At 61.1% G+C, this 4,701-nt stretch carries 2 protein-coding genes; both read left to right on the top strand.

Annotated features, from left to right (window positions below; translation table 11 throughout):
* Window positions 1-686: 686 nt before the first annotated feature.
* A complete protein-coding gene (locus RKP46_RS09765) occupies window positions 687-3,839 on the top strand; it encodes a response regulator (RefSeq protein ID WP_311106470.1) in 3,153 nt (1,050 codons plus the stop codon).
* A gap of 9 nt (window positions 3,840-3,848) precedes the next feature.
* Window positions 3,849-4,701: response regulator (locus tag RKP46_RS09770; protein ID WP_311106469.1), on the top strand; the 853-nt coding region annotated here is incomplete at its 3' end.

Below are 4,701 nucleotides of genomic sequence, written 5' to 3' on the forward strand. Positions count from 1 at the left end.
CGGATGGCGAAATCGTCTGGACGAAACCCTATCAGTTCCTGACGACGAAAGACCCCGGGATCACGGCTTCGTTGCGCTGGCGGGATCCACAGCTCGGGACGGTATGGGTACTTGCCTTCGACGTCATGCTGCTCGACCTTTCACGCTTCACGAGCTCGCTGAAGATCGGTAATTCGGGGCGTGTTGCGGTGCTTACCGAGGATCGAAAGATCCTCGGCCTGCCAAGCGGGGATGCGCCGATCAGTGAAGAGGATCTGCGGGCGGCGGCACTGAAGACTCCGGCGGAACTTGGTCTCGACGTGATCGGCAAGGCACTGGAGACTGCAACCCGCGAGGAAGGTTCATCCGGAGGCACAATCCGCCTCACCGACAGTGCCGGTGCCACATGGATGGGAACTGTCGAGCGCTTCCCGCTGCGCAACCAGCACTTGTGGGTCGTCGTCGTCGTTCCCTACACCGATTTTGTGCCGCTCTCCCCGCACTTCATGGCGGTGCTGTTCGCAATCTTCCTCCTCGCGGTGGTCAGCGGCTATGCAGTGGCTCGGCGACTGACCCAGAGCATCTCCAGGCCACTCGCCGCGCTGGTGGATGAAAGTGCGCGAATCGGCCGGCTCGATCTGACACAGGCGGTTGAGCCGCGTGGCCGCGTATCGGAGGTATATGCCCTCGAGTGTGCTCAGGAAACGATGCGTCAGTTGCTGCTGGAGTCAACGCGCAAGCTCGAGGAAGCGAACGATGAACTGGAGCGCAAGGTCGAGCGGCGCACTGCCCAACTGGCGGAAAGCCAGGCAGAGGTGTCCCGGCAACTCGCGCGCGTACAGGCGATCATCGATACGGTTACGTATCCGATTTTCTACAAGGGCGTCGATACGCGTTTTCTTGGCTGCAACAAGGCTTACGAAGAAACGTTTGGCGTCAGACGGGATGCCTTCATCGGCAAGCGAGTACTTGATCTGGAATACCTGCCCGAAGCAGTGCGCCATGCCTTCCAGCAGGAGGACGAGCAGGTGATTGCCAGCCTCGGCGGCATTGATCGCGAAACGCGCATGTCGTTTGCCGATGGGCGCGAGCATGATGTGCTCTATGCCGTCAAAGCCTTCTCGACAGATGGCGTGTCCGCTGACGGCCTGGTCGGCGTCATCGTCGATATCTCGGTTGCCAAGGATGCGGAGCGGCGTGCAAATGCCGCAGCGGAAGAATCGATGCGCCTCGCCGAAGAAATGAAGGCGAGCGAACAGCGTTTGCGCCGCATTCTTGAGGAAAGCCCGGTTGGCGTGTCGATCGTCGACGAAAGCGGCGCACAGGTTTTCGTGAATGAACGGCTGGCGCAGTTGTTCGGCCTCTCCCGCCAGGAGTTGCTGCAGCGACGCAGCTCAGAGTTCTGGGCCAACCCGGAAAAGCGGGCCGATTTTGTCCAGTCGCTGAGAACGACCGGTGTCCTGCGCGACGTCGAGGTCGAATTCCGCCGCATCGATGGCAGTCCGGTCTGGGTATCCCTCAATTCAAGCTATCTTCAGGTCGAAGGAAGGCCGCAACTGCTTTCATGGTTCTACGACATCACCGAGCGCAAGCGGGCCGAGGAGACCCTGCGGGCGGCGAAGGAGATTGCCGAGGAAGCAACCAAGGCGAAGAGTGATTTTCTCGCGAACATGAGTCACGAGATCCGTACGCCGATGAATGCCATCATCGGCATGTCGCATCTCGCGCTGCAAACCCCGCTCGACAAGAAGCAGCGCAACTACATCGAGAAAGTGCATCGTTCCGGTACAAATCTGCTCGGCATCATCAACGACATCCTCGATTTCTCGAAGATCGAGGCCGGCAAGATGACGATGGAGCACATCGACTTCCGGCTCGAGGACGTCATGGATAACCTGGCCAACCTCGTCGGCCTGAAAACCGATGACAAGGGGCTGGAGCTGCTCTTCAACTGTGCCCCCGATGTGCCCACGGCACTGATCGGTGACCCCCTGCGGCTCGGACAGGTACTCATCAACCTCGGCAACAACGCCGTTAAATTCACCGATGCCGGAGAAATAGTGGTGGGCGTCGAGCGAATGGCACCAGAGAAGGAAAGCGGCGAGGAGGTCCAGTTGCACTTCTGGGTGCGGGATACCGGCATCGGGATGACGCCGGAGCAGTGCGGCAAGATGTTCCAGAGCTTCAGCCAGGCCGATGCCTCGACGACGCGCAAGTACGGCGGCACCGGTCTCGGGCTTGCGATCTCGAAAAATCTCGTCGAACTGATGAGCGGCCGCATCTGGGTCGAGAGCGAGGCCGGCAAGGGCTCTGCCTTCCATTTCACAGCCCGCTTCGGCTTGCAGGCGGAACCGATGCCACGGCGCATGTTCCGCGCCGACGAGTTGCAGGGCCTTCGTGTTCTGGTCGTCGACGACAATGCCTCGGCACGTGAAATCCTGTCGACGATGGCACGAACCTTCGGGCTGGAGGTGGATGTCGCCAGCAACGGCCAGGAGGCGCTGGGCCTGCTGGCCGATGCCGAGAAGCGGGAATTGCCGTACGACCTCGTGCTGCTCGACTGGAAGATGCCGGTCATGGACGGCATCGAGACCATGCATCGCCTGCAGGATGGCGCTCTCGCCAGGATTCCCGCCGTGATCATGGTCACTGCATACGGTCGTGAAGAGGCAGCGGGTTCGGCCGAGCAACGGGGCATAACCCTGCGCTCGGTGCTGAGCAAGCCGGTGACGCCGTCGACCCTGCTCGAAGCGATCGGTGAAGCACTGGGCAAGGGGATCGTGACCGAGACACGTGCTGCCGAGCGTGCGGATAACAGTGCCGATGCGATGGCGCGGCTGCGCGGGGCCCGCCTGCTGCTCGTCGAAGACAACGAAATGAATCAGGAGCTGGCAACGGAGCTTCTGACACAGGCGGGGATCGAGGTTGTCGTGGCAGGCAATGGTCAGGTGGCGCTCGACGTACTGGCGCGTGATGCCCGATTCGACGGTGTTCTGATGGATTGCCAGATGCCGGTGATGGATGGCTATACGGCGACCCGTGAGATCAGGAAAAAGCCGGAATTCAGTGATCTGCCGGTCATCGCGATGACCGCGAACGCGATGGCCGGCGACCGCGAGAAGGTGCTGGAGGCTGGGATGTGCGATCACATCGCGAAGCCGCTCGACGTTGCCGAAATGTTTGCGACGATTGCCAGGTGGGTGAAACCGTCGGGTGGGACGGCCGCGGAAATGGTGGTGCCGCAGACAGTTGCCGCGCCGTCGCCTGAACGGGGGCTGCCCGATCTCCCCGGTATTGATGTCAGGGCCGGTATGGCGACGACGATGAACAACGAGAAACTCTACCTTCGCATGCTGCAGAAATTCTGCGACGGTCAGTCCGATTTTCTTGCGCAGTTCGCGGCCGCGCGGCAGGGAGAAGACCCCTCGGCTCCCGAGCGACTGGCGCATACGCTGAAAGGTACTGCCGGGAACATCGGTGCCCGTGGCGTGCAGGCCGTTGCAGCGGAGCTTGAGGCTGCCTGCAAGGCGCAGGGAGATGCGGAGCGCATCGAGCAGTTGCTTGCGGATGTTGCCATGGCCCTGTCACCGGTCGTTGCGGCGCTCCGGAACCTCGGTGGCGGCGATCCTGTTGCCCCGCACGCGGAAGTCGATCGTGGACGCGTCAGGGACCTCGCCGAAAAGTTGCGCGCACTGCTTGAGGATGATGATTCCGAGGCCGGCGATCTCCTTGACGAACACGCCGATCTTTTCAAGGCCGCCTTTGCCGGGCACTATCGCAGGATTGATGACGCCATCAAGTCCTTTGACTACGAGGCAGCGCTTGACGCGCTGACCGAAGCTACCCAGACGCTTTCCTGAGGAACTGCCATGGATTCTCTCGATTTCACTGAAAAAGCCACCATCCTGGTGGTGGACGACACCCCCGACAACCTGTCCCTGATGAGCGGCCTGCTCAAGGATCAGTACAAGGTCAAGGTGGCCAATGGTGGCGAAAAGGCGCTGCGGATCGCGCAATCCGAGAATCCTCCCGATCTGGTCCTGCTCGATATCATGATGCCTGAGATGGACGGTTACGAGGTGCTGCAGCACCTGAAGCGCGACCCCGGAACGCGCGACATTCCGGTCATCTTCCTCACCGCCAAGTCCGAGGTCGAGGACGAGCAGCGAGGGCTGGCGATGGGGGCGGTGGACTACATCACGAAACCGATCAGCCCGCCGATCGTCATGGCGCGCGTTGCAACACAGCTGAGCCTCAAGGCCTCGGCCGACTTTCTGCGCTCCAAGGCGGACTTCCTCGAAATGGAGGTCGCCAAGCGCACGCGTGAGGTAATGGCGATCCAGGATGTAACCATCCTTGCGATGGCGTCTCTGGCCGAAACCCGCGACTCCGACACCGGCAACCACATTCGGCGGACCCAGTATTACGTCAAGGCGTTGGCCGAGAAACTCAAGCCGAATCCGCGCTTTGCCGGCTTCCTCACTGACCAGAACATCAACATGCTGTTCAAGTCGGCGCCGCTGCACGACATCGGCAAGGTCGGCATCCCCGATCGCATCCTACTCAAGCCGGGCCGTTTCGAACCGCAGGAGTTCGAGATCATGAAGACGCACACGACGCTCGGTGCCGATGCGATCACGCATGCCGAAATGTCGCTCGGAACCGAGGTCGAGTTTCTCCGCATGGCCAAGGAGATTGCCCTCTCGCATCAGGAAAAGTTCG

This window comes from Accumulibacter sp. (genome assembly GCF_031732815.1).
GTDB lineage: Bacteria > Pseudomonadota > Gammaproteobacteria > Burkholderiales > Rhodocyclaceae > Accumulibacter.